General features: G+C 54.4%; 14 protein-coding genes and 3 tRNA genes. 5 read left to right on the top strand and 12 right to left on the bottom strand.

Annotated elements, in window-relative coordinates; translation table 11 throughout:
• Positions 1-10: 10 nt before the first annotated feature.
• The 8 genes from argF to miaB all read right to left on the bottom strand — a co-directional run bounded on the left by argF (position 11) and on the right by miaB (position 7,980).
• On the bottom strand, positions 11-919 hold the full coding sequence (gene argF / locus ACJ77P_RS06105) for an ornithine carbamoyltransferase (RefSeq protein ID WP_367360420.1): 909 nt from the start codon (positions 917-919) through the stop codon (positions 11-13).
• On the bottom strand, positions 916-2,109 hold the full coding sequence (locus ACJ77P_RS06100; protein WP_367360421.1) for an acetylornithine transaminase: 1,194 nt from the start codon (positions 2,107-2,109) through the stop codon (positions 916-918). The genes argF and ACJ77P_RS06100 overlap by 4 nt, the downstream gene beginning before the upstream one ends.
• 67 nt (positions 2,110-2,176) lie before the next feature.
• Positions 2,177-3,067: an acetylglutamate kinase gene (gene argB / locus ACJ77P_RS06095; protein WP_367360422.1), complete on the bottom strand. Its 891-nt coding sequence runs from the start codon at positions 3,065-3,067 to the stop codon at positions 2,177-2,179.
• An 86-nt stretch (positions 3,068-3,153) separates the two neighbouring features.
• Positions 3,154-4,536: an ATP-dependent protease ATPase subunit HslU gene (gene hslU / locus ACJ77P_RS06090; RefSeq protein ID WP_367360423.1), complete on the bottom strand. Its 1,383-nt coding sequence runs from the start codon at positions 4,534-4,536 to the stop codon at positions 3,154-3,156.
• 24 nt (positions 4,537-4,560) lie between these two features.
• Entirely contained in the window at positions 4,561-5,145 is a 585-nt protein-coding gene (hslV, locus tag ACJ77P_RS06085; RefSeq protein ID WP_367360468.1) for an ATP-dependent protease subunit HslV, read from the bottom strand.
• 19 nt (positions 5,146-5,164) lie between these two features.
• Positions 5,165-6,094, bottom strand: a complete 930-nt coding sequence (gene xerC / locus ACJ77P_RS06080) for a tyrosine recombinase XerC (protein ID WP_408999285.1) — start codon at positions 6,092-6,094, stop codon at positions 5,165-5,167.
• A 51-nt stretch (positions 6,095-6,145) separates the two neighbouring features.
• Positions 6,146-6,646, bottom strand: a complete 501-nt coding sequence (locus tag ACJ77P_RS06075; RefSeq protein ID WP_367360425.1) for a bifunctional nuclease family protein — start codon at positions 6,644-6,646, stop codon at positions 6,146-6,148.
• Positions 6,647-6,660: 14 nt separating this feature from the next.
• Entirely contained in the window at positions 6,661-7,980 is a 1,320-nt protein-coding gene (gene miaB / locus ACJ77P_RS06070) for a tRNA (N6-isopentenyl adenosine(37)-C2)-methylthiotransferase MiaB (protein WP_367360426.1), read from the bottom strand.
• A gap of 647 nt (positions 7,981-8,627) precedes the next feature.
• Here miaB and ACJ77P_RS06065 point away from each other — a divergent pair.
• A complete protein-coding gene (locus ACJ77P_RS06065) occupies positions 8,628-10,061 on the top strand; it encodes a tetrathionate reductase family octaheme c-type cytochrome (RefSeq protein WP_367360427.1) in 1,434 nt (477 codons plus the stop codon).
• A 201-nt stretch (positions 10,062-10,262) separates the two neighbouring features.
• Here ACJ77P_RS06065 and ACJ77P_RS06060 read toward each other — a convergent pair.
• Positions 10,263-10,339, bottom strand: a tRNA-Arg gene (locus ACJ77P_RS06060).
• A 439-nt stretch (positions 10,340-10,778) separates the two neighbouring features.
• On the opposite strand from ACJ77P_RS06060, the gene ACJ77P_RS06055 reads away from it, so the two are divergent.
• The 4 genes from ACJ77P_RS06055 (at position 10,779) to ACJ77P_RS06040 (ending at position 13,802) form a co-directional block, all read left to right on the top strand.
• On the top strand, positions 10,779-12,341 hold the full coding sequence (locus ACJ77P_RS06055; protein ID WP_367360428.1) for a flavocytochrome c: 1,563 nt from the start codon (positions 10,779-10,781) through the stop codon (positions 12,339-12,341).
• Between the two features lie 66 nt (positions 12,342-12,407).
• Entirely contained in the window at positions 12,408-13,127 is a 720-nt protein-coding gene (locus ACJ77P_RS06050) for a cytochrome c3 family protein (protein WP_408999284.1), read from the top strand.
• 42 nt (positions 13,128-13,169) lie between these two features.
• Complete coding sequence (locus tag ACJ77P_RS06045) at positions 13,170-13,325, top strand: hypothetical protein (RefSeq protein ID WP_367360430.1); 156 nt, start codon at positions 13,170-13,172, stop codon at positions 13,323-13,325.
• A gap of 174 nt (positions 13,326-13,499) precedes the next feature.
• A complete protein-coding gene (locus tag ACJ77P_RS06040; RefSeq protein ID WP_367360431.1) occupies positions 13,500-13,802 on the top strand; it encodes a hypothetical protein in 303 nt (100 codons plus the stop codon).
• A 269-nt stretch (positions 13,803-14,071) separates the two neighbouring features.
• Here the strand turns inward: ACJ77P_RS06040 and ACJ77P_RS06035 are convergent, their stop codons facing one another.
• The 3 genes from ACJ77P_RS06035 to ACJ77P_RS06025 all read right to left on the bottom strand — a co-directional run bounded on the left by ACJ77P_RS06035 (position 14,072) and on the right by ACJ77P_RS06025 (position 17,779).
• Entirely contained in the window at positions 14,072-16,849 is a 2,778-nt protein-coding gene (locus ACJ77P_RS06035; RefSeq protein ID WP_408999283.1) for a cytochrome c3 family protein, read from the bottom strand.
• A gap of 767 nt (positions 16,850-17,616) precedes the next feature.
• Positions 17,617-17,693 (bottom strand) — tRNA-His (locus tag ACJ77P_RS06030).
• A 9-nt stretch (positions 17,694-17,702) separates the two neighbouring features.
• Positions 17,703-17,779, bottom strand: a tRNA-Arg gene (locus tag ACJ77P_RS06025).
• Between the last annotated feature and the right edge of the window lie 247 nt (positions 17,780-18,026).

Raw genomic sequence — 18,026 nt, 5'->3', positions numbered from 1 at the left:
TTCTCCTTTCCTACATCAATAGTTCCATGATCGCTTTCTGAACATGCAGCCGGTTTTCGGCCTGATCGATAACAATCGACTGGGGACCGTCAATGACTTCCTCTGCTATTTCTTCTCCCCGATGGGCGGGAAGGCAATGCATCACGACGGCATCCTTCCCTGCCAGGGACAGCAGATCGCTGCTGATCTGATAGGACTGAAAGGCTTTGACGCGCTCCTCCTGCTCCTCCTCCTGTCCCATGCTGGCCCACACGTCCGTATAGAGTACGTCGGCGTTTCTGGCCGCTTCAGCCGGATCCCGGTGGAGAACGATCCCCTCCTGTGCCTCCCTGATCCCCCTGGCGAGAATGGATTCGTCCGGATCATAGCCTTCCGGGCAGGCCAGCGCCAGGTGAAAAGGGAGCCGCGCGGCGGCATTGATCCAGGAATTGGCGATGTTGTTCCCATCGCCGATGTAAGCGATTTTTTTCCCCTGGAAAGTTCCCTGCTTCTCCATGAGGGTAAAAAGGTCGCTCAGGATCTGACAGGGATGGAGAAGATCCGTCAGCCCGTTGATCACCGGAATGTCGGCGAAGGCGGCAAAGTCTTCCACCATCTGCTGGGAATAGGTCCGGATCATGATTCCGTCCAGATAACGGGACATGACCTGGGCCGTATCGCTCACCGGTTCGCCCCGGCCGAGCTGCGTATCGCGCGAGCTGAGAAACAGCGCCAGACCGCCGAGCTGGTAGATGCCGACTTCAAAGGACACCCTGGTCCGCGTCGACGATTTATCAAAGATCATCCCCAGCGTCTTACCCTTCAGGGGAGCGTAGGCGACCTTCTCTTTGTACAGCGACTTGAGATGGCGGGCTTTTTCAAAAATCTCTTTGAAATCCTCAAGACCGAGATCATAAACGCTTAACAGATCCTTCTTCATGGCATCTCTCCCATCGCCCTGTCCAGAATGTCGACCGCCCGGTCGATGTCGGATTCCGATAGAATCAAAGGGGGAACGAAGCGCAGCACGTTTTCGTTCGTGCAGTTGATCAGCAACCCCTTTTCCATACAGGAACGGACAATGTCGCCCCCCTGTATCGTCAACTCCATTCCAAGGATCAATCCCCGTCCACGAATTTCCTTGACGAAGGAATATTTCCCCTTTAATTTTTTCAGGCCCTCACGAAAACAGGCTCCCTGCCGGCGGCAGTTCTCCAGAACACCCTGCCGCAGCATGGTATCCAGTACCGCAAGCCCCGCAGCCATGGCCAGGGGGTTTCCGCCGAACGTGGAGGCGTGAGTGCCCGGGACGAAGGCGGAAGCAACCTTTTCTGTCGCCAGAACCGCCCCGAGAGGAAAACCGTTGCCCATGGCCTTGGCCAGCGTCATGATATCGGGCTTCACCGAATCATGCTCATGGGCAAAGAGATAGCCGGTGCGCCCCATCCCGACCTGCACTTCGTCGAGGATCATCAAAATACCCTTCTCATCGCACAGCTCCCGGACCTGCCGCAGGTAGTCCTTATCGGGAACCCGGACTCCCCCTTCCCCCTGGATGGGCTCCAGGAGCACGCCGCAGGTCCGCTCCGTCAGGGCGTCCTCGAGGGCCGCCAGATCGTTGAAGGGAACGTACTTGAACCCCTCCGGCAGCGGCCCGAAACCGACCTGAAATTTATTCTGGCCCGTGGCGGCTATCGTGGCCAGGGTTCGACCATGGAAGGAATCCTTCATGGTGACCAGCTCACGACGTTCCGGCGCCATATGCTCAAAGGCATACCTGCGCGCCAGTTTGATTGCACCCTCATTGGCTTCGGCGCCGCTGTTGCAGAAAAACACCTTGTCCGCAAAGGAGTTTTCCACCAGCCGGCTGGCAAAGTGGATCTGGGGCTCAATATGGTAAAGGTTCGACACATGCATGAGGGTTTCTGCCTGCCGCTTGATGGCCGCGACGACCGCAGGGTGCGAATGTCCCAGGCTGCAGACGGCAATGCCGGCCACGAAATCAAGATATTCTTTTCCGTTGCTGTCCCAGACCCGGACTCCCTCCCCTCTGGTCAAAACCACGGGGAACCGCCGATAGGTCCCCATAAGCGTCTTTTCTGAAAGGGCAATCAGTTCTTCTGTCGTCATCTCTTTTCCATTTCTGCCGGCGCCCGTTTTTTCCCTCGGGCGAAACACTCTCGGGACTTTTTCCGAATTAAACCACCAGCTCCGTTCCGATTCCCTTATCGGTAAACATTTCCAGGAGAATGGCATGCTTCTGCCTTCCATCAACGATGTGAGCCTTGCGTACGCCCTCCCGGAGGGCCTTCAGGCAACACTTGACCTTTGGAAACATCCCCCCGTCAATGGTGCCGTCTTCGATCATTCCAAGGGTTTCCTGGTTGGTCATCGTGTTGATCAGTTCTCCCTGCCTGTTCAGAACTCCCGGCACATCGGTCAGCAGAATGAGTTTTTCCGCCTTCAGGGCGGAAGCGACGGCGCCCGCCACGAGGTCCGCGTTGATGTTGAACGTCTCTCCGTTGTCACCGGCGCCCGTAGGGGCGATCACGGGGATGAACCCGTCACGGACCAGTACGTTGATCAAATCGACATTAATCTCCCTGACCTTTCCGACCAGGCCGATGTCGATGATCTCCGGCGGCGTGTCCTTGGCCTTCTCGTCGCTGAGGTAATACTTGACCGCCGAAATGAGATTGCCGTCCTTGCCGCTCAATCCCACGGCCTTTCCGCCCTCGCGGTTGATGAGGCCAACAATCTCCTTGTTGACCATGCCCACCAGAACCATTTCCACGATGTTCATCGTTTCCTCGTCGGTTACCCGCATCCCCTGAACGAACCTGGCGTCCTTCCCCAGTTTTTTCAGAAAGGCGCCGATCTGCGGACCGCCTCCATGGACGACGACCGGGTTGATCCCGATATATTTCATCATGAGGACATCCCTGGCGAAGGATTGCTTCAGCTCTTCATCCACCATGGCATGGCCGCCGTATTTGATCACGACGGTCCGGTTATAGAAACGTCGAATGTAGGGAAGGGCTTCAAGCAGAATCTCCGCCTTCTCCATGGGCTTTTCAATGCTGTTCATACCAACCTCATGACCTCGTAAAATCCGTCAACCGATTTCTGTTTCAGCCGCAGGAACCAGGGGTGCCCGTTCCTCCCGAAGGTTCGTTAAAGAATGTAACGGCTGAGATCTTCATCTTCAATGATGTCGCAAAGCTTGTCCTCTACGTATTGCGCATCAATGACCACTTCCTGTCCCGAGAGCTCCGGGGCGTCGAAGGAGATGTCCTCCAGCAGAATTTCCATGATGGTATAGAGTCTCCGTGCGCCGATATTTTCCGTTCGTTCATTGACCACTGCCGCGACATCGGCGATTTCGGCGATGGAATCCTCCTTGAAAACGAGCCGGACGCCTTCCGTGGCCAACATTTCCGTGTACTGCCTGAGAAGCGCGTTGTTGGGCTCCTGGAGGATGCGGATAAATTCCTCCTTCCCGAGGGAATCAAGCTCCACACGGATGGGGAAGCGCCCCTGAAGTTCAGGGATCAGATCCGAGGGCTTTGACGAGCTGAAGGCCCCCGCGGCAATGAAGAGGATATGGTCGGTTTTGACCATGCCGTAACGGCTGTTCACATTCGACCCCTCCACAATGGGCAGGAGATCGCGCTGCACCCCTTCCCGGGAAACATCCGGCCCGGAGGGCGTGTCGCTTCCCACGACTTTGTCGATTTCATCGAGAAAAATAATCCCCGACTGCTCCACTCGCTCAATCGCATTGCGGGTCACCTTGTCCATGTCGACCAGGCGCTGCGCCTCTTCCTCCTTCAGTATTTCCATGGCCTCGGAGACGTTTACCCGGCTGATCTTTTTCTTCTGCGGCAGGAAATTCCCAAACATTTCCTTCAAGTTGAGGCCAAGGTCCTCGATGCCCGACGCGGAGAAGACCTCAATCATCGGGCCGCTGCGCGATTCGGTCAATTCGAGATCCACGTGGCGGTTGTCGAGTTTGCCTTCATGGAGAAGACGCCTCAATTTTTCTCGCGTCGAATCATAGGTCTGGGGCTTATCGTTCTCCTCCGTCAACCGGGTGTGGTTCCCCATCATCTCTTCAACGTTCCGCTCGACCGGTTTTGGAGGGAGCAGGAGATCCAGGAGCCGTTCCTCGGCAATCTCAGCCGCCCTCGCGCCGACCTTTTCCTGCTCTTCCGCCTTGACCATGTTCACAGCCAGATCCACGAGATCCCGGATCATGGATTCAACGTCCCGGCCGACATATCCCACTTCCGTAAACTTCGATGCCTCCACCTTGAGGAAGGGGGAATTATCGATTTTGGCCAGCCTGCGGGCAATCTCCGTTTTTCCCACCCCCGTGGGTCCGATCATGATGATATTCTTGGGGGCGATTTCATCACGGAGCTCGTCGGGCACATTCTGCCGCCGCCAGCGGTTTCTCAAGGCAATGGCTACCGCGCGCTTGGCATCATCCTGACCAATGATGTGCTGATCCAGCTTTTCAACGATTTCCGCAGGTGTTAATGAATTTGATGACATGCAGCGTCTCCTTCCAGCAGCTTCTCAGCTCCGAGCCCTGGTCTTGCGAGCCTTCTTTCCTTCTCCTTCGTTATCCTCTTCGATCTCCAGCTCTTCCACCGTGATGCGGTCGTTTGTATAGATGCAGATTTCGGAAGCGATCTTGACCGCTTCCCGGGCAATATCCGTTGCCGGCAAGTCGGTATAACGGACCATGGCGCGGGCTGCAGCCAGGGCGTAGGGTCCCCCTGAACCGATCGCCATGACGTCATCGTCGGACTCGATAACGTCTCCATTTCCGGAGATGATGAGAAAATGCTCTTTGCTCACGGCGATCATCAGGGCTTCAAGATGGCGAAGCACCCGGTCCGTCCTCCAGTCCTTTGTGAGTTCCACCGCTGCCCGCAGCAGATTTCCGCTATACTGCTCCAGCTTGGAATCGAAACGGTCGAAAAGGGTGAAGGCGTCGGCCGTTGTTCCGGCAAATCCGACGATCACTTCATCATGATACAGCCTCCTCACCTTCCTGGCTCCGTGCTTCATGACCGTTATGTCCAGAGTGACCTGCCCGTCACCGGCCACAGTCACCTTGCCCTTGTGCCGAACCGCCAGTATGGTCGTTCCTCTCATTTTTCCCATCCTGTCTTCATCAACCTCCCCGGGCTTTTGGATGTGCCCTGTCATACACGGCCATCAGCTGATTTACACTGACCGCCGTGTATTTCTGCGTCGTCGAAAGACTTTCATGGCCCAGGAGCTCCTGGATCGACCGCAGATCCGCCCCCGCATCCATGAGGTGCGTGGCGAAACTGTGACGGAGCATGTGAGGGCTCACCCTTTTTTGAATGCCGCTCCGGGAGACATGCTTGCTCAAAATTCTGGCGACGCTTCGTGTCGACAATCGTCCGTTCCGGCGGTTGACAAATACGGGGACAGGCAATGGCCCCCCCCGGTCCTCCGCCGGCCTCTGCCCCTGCTTTTCCCCGAGGTAACTCTTAAGCGCCGCCTTGGCCGTCCCTCCCACAGGCACAATCCGCTCCTTCCTCCCCTTCCCGCGGATCTTGACAAGCCCTTGGGACAAATCAAGATCCTCCTCATTGATCCCCGCCAGCTCACTGAGGCGGATACCGCTGGAGTAGAAGAGCTCCAGGATGGCCTTATCCCGCAAGCCGAAGAGATCCCTGCTGAAGGGAAGATCCAGCAAGGCAAAGACTTCATCGACAGAAAGAACGGAGGGGATGTATTTCTCCCTCCGTGGGGATTGAACGGCCTCCAAGGGATTTTGACGGATCTCTCCGCAAGACACCAGAAATCTGAAAAATGCCCTCAGGGACGCCAGTTTTCGAGCGATCGTCACCTTTTTGAGTTTGTTCCGGAAGAGACTCCCCAGAAAGGATCTCACCGTTAAATAATCCACCTGATCCCAGGAAGCGGCCGATGAGACCTGCGCCTCAGGGCAATTCTCCTGAAAATATCTTTTAAATTGCCTCACATCATCCAGGTAATTTCTCCGTGTGTGGGCCGAGAGGTTTCTCTCCAGGTCCATATAGCGATCAAACCCCTCGATCCGCTTATCCATTCTCAGCGCCTCACGGAGCGTTCCCGGATTTTCTCCCTGGAAAGAAAAACATTACATTTTATATTTGCCGAAATCGTCATTGGACAGATTTTCAAGAAACTCCTTCATCTTTTCCTGCTTGAGCTCATCCACATCACTGGCGTTCGGATCAAAGTCGATACTCCTCGCTTTTTCAATAACCTTGTCATGGACAAAAATAGGCGCGTTCACCCGCAGAGCCAGGGCAATGGCGTCACTGGGCCGCGAATCCACGGTATAGTCCTGGTTGTCCCTGGTGAGGATAATGCTCGCGTAAAAGGTATTGTTTCTGACATCATGTATTTCAACCCGGGTGACCACGGCTTCCAGGGTCGTCAGCACATCCCGCAGCAGGTCGTGAGTCATGGGGCGGGAAAATTTGATCTTCTCCAGTTCCGTCGCAATGGCGCTGGCTTCGAATATACCGATCCAGATGGGGATGGCCTTTTTTTCCTGAAAATCCTTCAGGATGACGATCGGGGTGTTTGTAATCGGATCAATCGTTAATCCGGATACTTTCATTTCAATTTGCACGAAGGTATCTCCTTTCAGAGCATTTCTCCCCGGAGGGAATGCAGATAAGCTTCTTTGATGCGCACAGGAACAATCGTTCCAACCAGATCCCCGTGACCAGTGAAATTTACGATTTTATTCGTACTTGTCCGTCCCATGACATCCGACCGGCAATTCTTGCTGAAGCCCTCCACCAGGACTTGTTCTATGTGCCCCTCCATCGCCTTGTTTTTCTCCAGTGTATGCAACTCCTGAAGGGACTGCAAGATCCGAAGCCGCTCCTTTTTAAGAGGCTCGCTGACTTTTCCTTCCATTTTCAAGGCTGCCGTTCCCTGCCGTTCCGAGTATTTGAACGAAAAAAGAGTATCAAATCTGATTTCTTCCATCATGTCAATTGTTTCTTGAAAATCCCCGTCCGTTTCACCGGGAAATCCTACGATCACATCCGAAGAAATGCTGATTTCCGGGCAGGATCTTCTCAACTTTTCCACTTTTTCGAGATAGTCGTTTTTCGTATACCGCCTGTTCATCAGGGAAAGGATGCGATCCGAGCCCGACTGGACAGGCAGATGAATGTGCTTGCACAGCTTGCCCAATTGAGAAAAGGCTTCAATAAGGGAATCCGAAATATCCTTGGGATGTGAGGTGGTAAAGCGGATCCGTTTTATCCCTTCAATCTTTTCAATTTCGCTGAGCAGTTCGACAAAACCCGTCGCCCCTTTCGTCGACCTGCCGTAAGAGTTGACATTCTGCCCCAGGAGAGTGACTTCTTTCACGCCGGACCGGGCAAGACCGGCAATCTCCTCCAGGATATCTTCCAAGGGTCGGCTCTCCTCCCGCCCCCGCAGGTAAGGAACCACACAATAGGCGCAAAAGTTGTTGCACCCCTGCATAATCGTCACAAAGGCCGTCACCTTGCTCTTCCGAGGCGGGGTCAGGATTCCCAGGGACGGTGTTTTTTCGGAAAGCGACGTTTCCACGATCTTTTTTCCGGTTTTTTCTATTTCGGAGATGAATTCCGGAAGCCTGTGAATATTGTGTGTGCCAAAAACAAGATCGAGATCCGGTACTTTCAGCAAGAGCCGCTCGCCGAGCTGTTGAGCGACGCAGCCGCCCACCCCGATGATCAGGCTCGCCTTTTTTGTTTTCAGCCTCCGGTATCTTCCCAGTGTGCTCATGACCTTCTGGGCCGCTTTTTCCCGGATGCTGCAGGTGTTGAGAAGGATCAGATCCGCCTGGCCGACGTCATCCGTACAGACGTATCCTTCCTTTTCCATCAGCGCCGCCATCTGCTCAGAGTCGTGAACGTTCATCTGGCAGCCGATCGTGGAAATATAGAGATTCTTCTTATCCAATCGAACTTGTGATCCCGAATATTTATGAATATTTTTAATTACTAATATGCACCTTATGGTTAGTCAACACATTTTTATCTGCAAGGTGTTTCAGCCTCAGACCGTCTTCGAATCCGGACAGACGGGGATATGAAATTCCGCCGCTGGGGAACTTCAGGCTCGATTGACGGGATTCAGATCCGTCACAACGGCCTCTTTTTATACCCGATTGCAGGATGAACGATGTCCGGCTGATAACCCCATCGCCTTTACGCTCAGGAAAATCAGGCTTTCCAAACGCTCTCCAGAACACTCTTTTTGTGTTGACCCCCGAAAACAGAGGGGGCAAAATATAGGAACATCGTAAAATAAGCAAGAGGGAAAAGCGGCTCGAGTAAAACAAGAATTGGAAATTTTTTCACCGCATTTCCGGCCGTCGCGTCTCCAGGGTATACGTTCCGGCGGCCGATCTTCCAACCGAAATTCATCTTTATTTTCTAATACATAAACAGCATGAAGGCTGCTTCGCCCCCCTCTGCGATCCTGGAAGGGCGGTCCTGATTGTTACAGAGCTCACCGGGCAGACGTTATTTATCATTTGCATACACAGATATTTCCCTTATAATCTCTTCTATTACTACTATATATGGAAAGGAGGATGGCTTCGCATGAAGATTTTCGGAATCATTTCCACGGCCGTCGTGACGTTGCTGCTTGCCTTGTCGCCGGTCGCCGAGGCGGACCACAGCGCCCTCGTCGGTAAAGGGCCTTTCAAGAACGGCCCTGAGGTCACCAAGCGGTGCATAGAATGCCACGAGAAGGAAACCAGGGACTTTATGAAGACCGTTCATTGGACATGGTCCAAAGTTCAGTTCGACAAAAAAGGCAGAAAGGTCGACATCGGCAAGGTCAATGCCCTGAATAACTTCTGCGTGGGACTTCCCGGAAACTGGCCCCGCTGTACGAGCTGTCACGCCGGGTACGGCTTCAAGGATGCCGGTTTCGACTTTTCCAAGGCGGAAAATGTCGATTGCCTGGTCTGCCACGATACAACGGGCACGTACAAGAAATTCCCCACCAGTGCGGGCCATCCTGTTTATGAAGGGGAAAAGAAAGAATTTCCCAAGGGAAAGCTGTGGCTGCCCGTCGACCTCGTCAAGGTGGCCCATTCCGTCGGCCCCACCTCACGGGCCACGTGCGGCTCCTGCCATTTCTATGGAGGCGGGGGCGACCATGTAAAGCATGGTGATCTGGACACATCCCTGATCAATCCGACCCCGGAGATCGATATCCACATGGGTGGTGCGAAGAAAATGGAGTGCCAGGAATGCCACCAGGCCAAGGACCACCTCCTGAAGGGCGAAGCCGCCTCCGTTACCATCTCCCATGCCGCCCCCACCCACATCGACTGCAGTGATTGCCACACGGGCAGCGTTCATAAAAACGCCCTGGTCAACAAGCACACCGAGAGGGTGGCCTGCCAGAGCTGCCACATTCCGACGTTTGCCAAGTCCATGCCCACCAAGGTCTGGTGGGACTGGTCCACGGCGGGCCGCGAGGTTAAGCCTGAAGACGCCCCGAAGGACCAGTACGGCCAGAAGACCTATGACCGGATGAAGGGAGACTTCAAATGGGAAAAGGACGTCGTTCCCACCTACATGTGGTTTAACGGGACCTTTGATCGCTACCTGGCGGGAGAAAAGATCAACCCGGCCGAACCGGTCCGGCTCGCCACCCCGATAGGCAGCCGAAACGATCCCAAGGCAAGGATATACCCCTTCAAGATCATGAAAGGAAAGCAGCCCTACGACAGCGGGAACAACACGATCGCCTTTGTACAGGTCTTCGGTGCGCCGGACAGCAACGCCTACTGGGTGAAGTACGACTGGAACGCCGCCATCGCCTCCGGCATGAAGGCAGCCGGCCTGCCCTACAGCGGCAAGTACGGTTTCGTGGAAACCGACATGGCCTGGCCGGTCCATCACATGGTGGTACCCAAGGCGAAATCACTCAAGTGCCTTGACTGCCATAGCGAGAAAGGCCGCCTTGACTGGAAGGCCCTGGGCTACAAGGGGGATCCGATGAATGCGAAAAACCGTTAGTCAGGAAGAATTGCCGGCATGGCGCATATCCATGAACGGAACAGTCCGCTTGCTCTTTAAAAATCAGCTTTTAGGGAGAAGATTTCAGCAGAGGGGAAAGGGCTGAAGTTTCGATGCTGAAGACACGATGACCTCTGAAAAGCATCGATTTTTCAGAGGTCACTTTTTGTTGGGTACGTGCTTTGCCGCAATGCGGAATTATGGCGCGCCCGGTAGGATTCGAACCTACGACCAACAGATTCGAAGTCTGCGACTCTATCCAGCTGAGCTACGGGCGCAAGCTTGTTGGTTACACATGTCTCTGTTCCGGGATGGGCGAGTCAGGACTACTCCCATTCAGAGCCCATGTTTTGAGATCCTGTTGAACGTCAGGGGGTCCTGGCTTTGAACGGGCACCCGGAAACACAAGGGAACCGTATATATGAGGTTCTTGATGTTGTCAAGGATCAAAACGGGAAAGGATCTTCCTGAAAGGATGTATCCTTGACTTTTCATGGAATGAGGGGCCGAAGTAAGAGCCATGAGGTTGTCGGTGGCTTGTCAACCCGCTTGAACCCTGGTTAAAAGGTGACGCCTTGAAAAGCTTATGAAAGCCCTGTTTCTGGTGGGAATAGAAATGGGGCTTTCTTGTAGCAGGGGATTCGTTGTACAGGGAAAATGGGGTTCTTTTTTGACATTGTGTAAATTCAATATCGTTTAACGAAAGGAGGTTACACTATGAAACCAGAAAAGGAAAGTATGGAAGGCAACGGCGTAAGCAGGCGATCGGTCCTCAAGGGGGCTGTCGCCATGGGCGCTGTGGCGGTGGGCGGCGGCCTGGCGCTCAACATGTCCGCACCCGATAGGGCAGAAGCGGCCGTCAAAAAGCTTCCCTCCAAATGGGATGAAACGTGGGATGTTGTCGTGATCGGTTCAGGCTTCGCTGGACTCGCAGCGGCGGCGGAAGCGGCCGGCGGAGGCGCCAAGGTCATCATCCTCGAAAAGATGCCGACTTACGGGGGGAATTCCATCATCAACGGCGGTGAGTACAATTCCTGGGACGACCAATTGCATTTAAGGGAAAAACTGCAGTTGGGAGAGGACAGCGTTGAACTGCACAAAAACGATACGTTGAAGGGTGGAGACTTCTACAGTTTTCCTGAACTGGTCGAGGTCTTCGTCAACGGGGCAACACCCGCCCTGAACTGGATGATTGAGGAGGGGGGATGCAAGCTCAGGAATATCCTGAACCGCACGGGCGGTCATTCCGCCTATCGAACCCACACCAACGTCGAGGGTGTCGGTCGGGGCTACACGGAACCCCTGAAAAAAATCGCTGAGAGCCGCGGCGCTAAAATCCGCCTCAACACAAAATTAACCTGGATTTGGAGAAGGGATGCCGATTCCCAGAGCCCCATCGAAGGCGTGGAGGTCGTAACGGGAAGAAAAACGGTTAACATCCGGATCGGCAAGGCGCTGATCATGGCTTCCGGCGGCTTTGGCAGAGACAAGAAGATGTTGAGAGAATACAATCCCGGCATTCTGGACGAGTACAACTGCACGAATCACCCCGGCGCAACAGGGGAAACCATCCGGATGGCCCAGGCCATCGGCGCTGATTCCCTTCAGCTTGCGTTCATTCAATTGTACCCCTATGCGGCACCCGACACGGGAATCCTCGATGTCCCCGCCATCTATCCCTTCCGGGGCCCTGGTTACGGCATTGTTTACGTGAACAAGCTCGGTAAGCGTTTCGTCAATGAAATGGAGCGCCGCGACGTTGTTTCCATGGCCCAGATCAAAACCAAGATGAAACCGACCTATTCTCTGTTCTGCGAGGCGATGATTCCAAAAATGGGAACAAAGGAAGAAGTGGAAAAGGGAATCGCCAAAGGCCGCTTCGTCAAAGCCGATACAATGACGGAGCTGGCTCAAAAGCTGGGAATTCCGGCAGACAGCCTGGGGGAAACCATCAGGAACCACAATCGGTACATGGCCGAAGGTAAAGACCCCGAATTCGGCCGCCAGTTCACGAAGGTGATGATTCCCCTGACGGAAGGCCCCTTCTATGCCGTAGCCCAATGGCCCGCTGTGCATCACACCATGGGGGGGCTCCGCATCAACAAGGATGCCCAGGTCATTGATATCTGGGGAAAGGTCATCCCCTGTTTTTATGCGGCAGGAGAAGTCACCGGCGGAGTGCACGGCGCGAACCGCCTGGGCGGAAATGCGATTCCCGATGCCATTGCCTTTGGACGGATGGCCGGTACCAATGCGGCAAAAGAGAAGAGGAGAACATGACCGGAAGGTAGGTGCGGTTATTTCATCATCCACTTTCCTTATTCTTCACATCAATGAAGGTGACGTATGAAAAAATTACTGTTTCCAGCGTTTTTGATTGCATCGCTGTTCTTCCTGCCCTATGTCCTGGTGGGGGATTTGAGTGTCGAAGCGGCCAAACCTGAAGCGGTTTCCTGCAAGACCTGCCATGCCGATCTGGCCTCCGTTCTTCCCAAGGGACATCCGCCCGTCGCAGAAAACAGCCTGGCCTCCTGCATGCCCTGCCATCCGAGTGATTTCGAGGGGAGGGCGGAGAAGAATCTCTTTGCGACGCGGATGCACATGGCCCATCTTCCCCCCAGGGGATCTCTGGACTGCACGGCCTGCCATGAATGGATGCCGGGCAAAAGCTTTGGGCTCATCGGCCGGGAGGGATCCTGGGGAGCACCGGATGCGAAAGACATGGATTTTTTGCGGACCATATTCAAGTCCTGGGCAGGCTCCGGCTATATGGACCATCTGCATGCCGCGGCAGGGATCGGTTGTACCCAATGCCACGGCAAAGGATTGCCCAGAGCCGATGACACGGTAGAGAACGATCGCTGCCTTGTCTGTCATGGTCCCATGGACCGGCTTGCCCAGAAAACGGAGCCGAAGGAGTTTAAAGACCGCAATCCCCACAAGTCGCATCTGGGAGACATCGCCTGTACAGTCTGTCATAAAGGACATGCGGAATCCAAGGTCTATTGCCTGGAATGCCACAAATTTGACATGAAGATCATGGGGGCCGTTGAAGCCAAAAAATAAACGCAACAGGCTTCGGGTCTGACTTCTCGAAGGGGGGAAAAGGTGACGGTCGTTCCCTCCCCCCTTTTTTCCTTCGGCGGGGAATCCCCGGATCCCGACATTCCCCGCGTGTCGATGCCCCCGGGACGGAGCATCTCCCTCCAGGAGATCAGCGCTTCTCCAGGCGAGGGAGCCGTCGATGCTGAGTCACCTGGATGAACCTACTTGAAATGAAAGGAAAGGAAAGGAAAGGCTATGAAGACGATCCCCTCGATGATTTGCTCCTTTTTTCTGATCCTCCTTCTGCTTCCAGACCCGGCGGTCGGCTCATCGGACTGGGTGGAATATGGAAGGTCCGATCAGGGGGACATTTACCTGTATCACCCGGCGACCATGAAACAAAAAACGAAGGATATCATGCAGGTGTGGGTCAAGGTGGTGTTCTCCGATAAAGGGAAAAAGCATTACGCTCAGTGGTTGAAAAATAAAGGTGAGCCGGTCGAAGGATATGAAAAGCTTTCTCACACGCTGTCCTTGATGGAAATCGACGCGAAATCCCCGAGATTCCGTATTTTATATGGCTCTGAATACGATATGGATGATAAAGAACTCTTCAGGGGATCTCGTGATGCCCCCTGGAAAGACATCCTTCCCCGTTCCACCCAGGAGCGTTTAAAAAACAATATCTTGAAATAAGAACGTTGCCCTTCCTCAACACAGGGCATTCCTCAACATCAGGACGGCGCTGCGATCCTTGCACAGAAGAACGGCGCCGTCTTTCTATATGGAAGCCCTGAAGGGCCGCCGTGTCATCCCCCTGCGGTCAAAAAAGGACAGAGCAGCCCTCCCGTCCAGCCGGCGGATTTTTGCGCACGACGGTGCGCTCCGGGCGCCTCCGCCGGCAGGCAGCCCCCCGGCAAGTGCACCACTGCAGACCCTTGGCGTACCTCTCTGATCCTCACCCATCACAACGTGAACACCGCCCAGAAAATGAGGACCGTCAAGAGCAGCCCAAGAAGAACGCTTGCGATTCCGAATATGCCGGCAAAGAGCTGGATGCCCGTTCCCGGCCCCTTGCAGGCAACCTCCTCCAGTCGGTTTTCCCGAAGGATCCGTTCGTATTCCTGCGGCCGCTCTCTCCTGAGCGCCTCCAGGGTGTAGCTTCCCGTGAAGATGTTCTTCTCCAGGGGAAATTTGTCCGGAATCAGGTGGTTATTGAAAAAGTGAATGGTGAAGATGAAGACCGACGCCAGGAACGCCTCTTCTGAATGAGCCAGCGATACGATGTTGATCATCCAGCCCGGCATGACATAGGAGGAAAGCTCCGGTATCCACATGATAATGCCGGAAAGCCCGATGAGGAACATCCCCCAGAAAACAGCCATGAAATCGAATTTTTCCCAGTACGTCCAACGATCGAACTGTGGCTTTTCGCCCCGGTTGAAGAACCATTTGAACATCCCCCCGATATCCTGGACGTCTTTGAGGCGCGGGAAAAGAGAATCCGGGCCGAAGAGCCTTCCTAACCAGCCCTCGAACCTGAAGCCGGGAAACAGGAATTTAAGGGACAACCAGCAGGTATAGAGGAATAGAAGCCACATGACGACCGCGCTGACACGGTGCACGGTGCCTGCGTTCTCCACGCCTCCCAGGAGGCCGACCAAGGTCCTGGCCCATGCGGCATCGGGATACTTCAACGGAAATCCTGAAATCACGACACCGAAGAAGGAAAGGATCAGCACAATGTGCATCAAGCGATCCCGCGGTGAAAAACGCCTGACGTACTGGCGGCCCAGATCGCCGGGCACGGCCGTCTCGACGTTCAGACCTTCCTTGATACGACAGCTCTGCTCCACATAGACCTTACGGCACCAGAGAAGAGAATGAACCCAGAAGAAGGCAAAGACCGATACCAACAGGCCGATCATGAATTTCTCCGTCAGGTAAAGGGAAAGAAACTTCTCGGGATTCCCGGGGTCCGGGTGCGGTACATAAGAAACGAATCTGGGGTGAAAATCAGAATGGCACTTTCCGCACGTCCCGACCAGCACCCGGGGATGCAGGGCAGAATCGGGATGGTCGGCCGGAAGAATGTTGTGCCCCGTATGACAGTCCTGGCAGCCCGCCACTTTTTCATAGTTTCCCAGCTGTCTCGCTTTTCCATGATACGTCTCTCCATAGCCGCTCACCGCATGGGGAAATGCCCCATACTTGCCGGCAATGCCTCCCTCACGGTGACACGAAACGCACAGGTTCGTATAGTGTTCTCTCTTATCGGCCAGGCCTTCCGCCGTCGCCGGAAAGACGGGAACGTCATGAACGCCGTGACAGTCGCCGCAGGAAGCGGCCTCCTTACTTCCGGCAAGAAGCCGGGCCCCATGACCCTTTGTCAGGTATGTGCTCTGGTCATGGCACTTCGTGCAGGTCTGCATTGCCGCAGCTTCGTCCTTCCCCGCCGATGCGGATTCTGAAGGATGGATGTCGGTATGGCAATCGAGACAGGTGAGTTTGGCCTTCACGGCATGGGCGCTCTTGGAATATAAGCCGTCCGTGTCCCGATGACAGACGGCGCAGGAAATCGACTTTTGGGGTTCCTTTCCGGACATGTGCCGATTCAGATCCTGGATGCCCTGATGACAGGCGGCACAGCCCAGTACCCCATGGGATGTGGAGGCAAAATGCTCCTTGAACTTGGAGTCCGAATGGCAGGAGGTGCAAGCGGCAAGCGACAAGGGGGGCGGCGCTTCGACTTTGGCCTTCACAATCATTTTCCCGGGTGCTTCCTTGGGATGGATTCCCGAATGGCACTGTACGCAGGAAAATTTTTTGACCGTCGCATGGAATCCCGTTTTCGAGATATCCCCGTGGCACGATGCGCAGGAGGCCGTTTTGACGGGTTCAGTCCTTTTCATGTGCTTGGCGATATCTGTTACACCCTTGTGGCAGGCGGCGCAGCTGAGCTTCCCATGCTTTGTCTGGGAAAAATACTGGCGATATTCCGGTTTGGAATGGCAGGTGATACAGCTCGGACCTGCAGCCTCCTTTGCCGTTACGGCTTTTTCCGAAGAAGAGGGTGGTCGTGCGGCGGTCTTCGGGCTTTTGCCGTCTGCGGCCGGAGCTTTTTCCGTCGCGGTTTTGCCTCGATTTTCCGCCGCCTTGCCCGCATCGGGCTTTGGGGCAAAGCTCAGGGGGAGCAGCGGCGATGGAGTTACATTGCCGAATTGGTGGCAGTTGGAGCACATGAACTCGGATTTTTTGTGCTGGAAATGGCAGAGAAGACAGTCCACGTCAGTGCCTAAATGCGAGTTGTGAGGGTTCGGCAGCGAAGGCCCTCTGGCCGGCGCCTTTGCAAGCCCCTCCCTGCTGTGACACTTGATGCAAACCTCTTGACCGATTTTTCCGTAAGGGGTTTTCGGGCCGTGGCATTGTTCGCAGGAAATGCCTGAAAGCATGTGGACATGGCTTGTCGGCATCTTGGATTTAATGGAAACCTTGTCCCTTGCATGACATGGCATGCAGCCCTTGAGCGTCATGCTCCTTGTGTCCATGTGGGTCCCGGGAAGGACTTTTTCCCCGCCATGGCAGGCCTGGCAGTCTCCGGGCGGAACATTGGACAGGCGCTTCGGCATCCCGGAAGCGGCGCCAGAAAGGGCGAAGAAACAAAAAACACCGATAAAGGATAGGATGGTGAGAGAAAGAAAGGGCTTGATACTTCCTGACAGAGACTTCCGTTGTGTTTTCATGGATGGCATCTCCGAGGTAATGAGGAAGCGGTTCAACTTTGTTCCTGCCTGGGGTTACCCGCTTCAGGCCAGGATATGAAAAATCTTCGATACGGCCTCATGGACCGTTGACGGGAGCAGCAGGGGCGTCCCATCCCGTATCCTTCGGTTGCAGCTTTTTTCACTGCATCGTTTCCAGTGATGCACCCGAAGGCAACACAGTCTGCCATGGCCACCGTTTCTTTAGAGGCTTCGATTCCCGCGTTTGCCACGCCCGTGAGCATCCGTCGCCGGACCACTGCTGTTTTCTTTGCGGGATGGGCGCTCTTTTCACTGCCAGAAGAGATCCTCCAGGAAGATTTTCCCTGTCAGAGGGTTCGTCAGGAATATCCGGCCGCACGGATCCTTATGGAACTATAAAAGCACGAATTTTCCATGTCAAGCGTATTCTGGCCGGTTCTATCCTGAAAGAAAGGTCGCAACTCCTGTAACTGCAGGCATGAAGAGAGCTTTTTCCTGCGGGAGATACACGTTTTCATCGTCCGGGGCGCTGCGTTGCTCTTTTTCCCCGGATAAAATTCAGAAAGAGCGCCACAGACAGAATCGCGTCCCGCACGGAAGGTCCCCTGTGTACGAAATCTGATGGTCTGGAGACCTGGAGAACAGTCAGTGCAGGACTGCACACGTTATGGGGATTATAACAATTGACAGGGGAGTCAGAGTGCGAGAAAAGCCCTTTTCAAGGGGCTTCTCTTCATCTTGACAGGTTGGAATTCTGAATTTGTATATGGGGTGAGTGAAGGGACTTGAACCCTCAACCTCCGGGGCCACAACCCGGCACTCTGACCATTTGAGCTACACCCACCACACAATATGGTACGCCAGCAGGGATTCGAACCCGGGACCTACGGATTAGAAGTCCGTTGCTCTATCCAGCTGAGCTACTGGCGCATGAAGACATGCGATCCATCAATCAGGGAGGTGAGTATCTAAACTGCTTTTCCTGTTTTGTCAAGGCCGAATATATCATAGTTTTATATATTTAATTTCATATCATTTCTTTTCCCCGATCCGCTGGCCGCACCGGCGGCCTGTCCGATGTATCCCGGAGCGGAAGCAGGATGCCTTGCCTCGTCTTCTTGCTAAAAAGACTTGACACCATGCTATTATTCTATAAAGTACAAAGCCTTTTATCCGC

Source organism: Syntrophus buswellii (genome assembly GCF_046097065.1).
Lineage (GTDB): Bacteria > Desulfobacterota > Syntrophia > Syntrophales > Syntrophaceae > Syntrophus > Syntrophus buswellii.
This window is presented reverse-complemented; position numbering and strand designations above follow the sequence as displayed.

What these genes read in the sequence shown, in the direction of transcription:
- ACJ77P_RS06050 (WP_408999284.1), top strand. Translation starts at nt 12,408, where the DNA reads ATGAAAAAATTACTGTTTCCAGCGTTTTTGATTGCATCGCTGTTCTTC.
- ACJ77P_RS06035 (WP_408999283.1), bottom strand. Translation starts at nt 16,849, where the DNA reads ATGAAAACACAACGGAAGTCTCTGTCAGGAAGTATCAAGCCCTTTCTT.
- ACJ77P_RS06065 (WP_367360427.1), top strand. Translation starts at nt 8,628, where the DNA reads ATGAAGATTTTCGGAATCATTTCCACGGCCGTCGTGACGTTGCTGCTT.
- xerC (WP_408999285.1), bottom strand. Translation starts at nt 6,094, where the DNA reads ATGGATAAGCGGATCGAGGGGTTTGATCGCTATATGGACCTGGAGAGA.
- hslV (WP_367360468.1), bottom strand. Translation starts at nt 5,145, where the DNA reads ATGAGAGGAACGACCATACTGGCGGTTCGGCACAAGGGCAAGGTGACT.
- ACJ77P_RS06040 (WP_367360431.1), top strand. Translation starts at nt 13,500, where the DNA reads ATGAAACAAAAAACGAAGGATATCATGCAGGTGTGGGTCAAGGTGGTG.
- ACJ77P_RS06100 (WP_367360421.1), bottom strand. Translation starts at nt 2,109, where the DNA reads ATGACGACAGAAGAACTGATTGCCCTTTCAGAAAAGACGCTTATGGGG.
- hslU (WP_367360423.1), bottom strand. Translation starts at nt 4,536, where the DNA reads ATGTCATCAAATTCATTAACACCTGCGGAAATCGTTGAAAAGCTGGAT.
- argB (WP_367360422.1), bottom strand. Translation starts at nt 3,067, where the DNA reads ATGAACAGCATTGAAAAGCCCATGGAGAAGGCGGAGATTCTGCTTGAA.
- argF (WP_367360420.1), bottom strand. Translation starts at nt 919, where the DNA reads ATGAAGAAGGATCTGTTAAGCGTTTATGATCTCGGTCTTGAGGATTTC.
- ACJ77P_RS06055 (WP_367360428.1), top strand. Translation starts at nt 10,779, where the DNA reads ATGAAACCAGAAAAGGAAAGTATGGAAGGCAACGGCGTAAGCAGGCGA.